The sequence below is a fragment of the Aeromonas sp. MR19 genome (assembly GCF_963899305.1).
In the GTDB taxonomy this organism is placed as follows: Bacteria; Pseudomonadota; Gammaproteobacteria; order Enterobacterales; family Aeromonadaceae; genus Aeromonas; species Aeromonas bestiarum.
Genome location: NZ_CAWQWZ010000046.1, coordinates 1 through 224 on the forward strand (window position 1 = coordinate 1; position 224 = coordinate 224).

Here is a 224-nt window from a genome sequence, read left to right on the forward strand (position 1 = left end):
CGGTCGCGGTGGCGCTGTTGCCCGCCGCGTCGGTGCTGGTCACGCTGGCATCGATGGTCTTGTCGCCATCGGCCGCCAGATCGCTGCCCGCCACCAGGATGGTGAAGCGGCCATCGGCGTCCACCGGGCCGGTGAACGGCTTGCCGTTGACGGTCAGGGTGACGGTGTCACCGGCCTTGAACTCGCCGCTGACGGTGCCGCTGACCGGGATCTGCTGACCCGCT

The 224-nt window shown here is 70.1% G+C and carries 1 protein-coding gene; it reads right to left on the minus strand.

Annotated features, from left to right (window positions below; translation table 11 throughout):
- A partial coding sequence (locus AACQ95_RS17130; protein WP_241281112.1) for an Ig-like domain-containing protein occupies positions 1 to 224 on the minus strand: 224 nt, incomplete at both ends.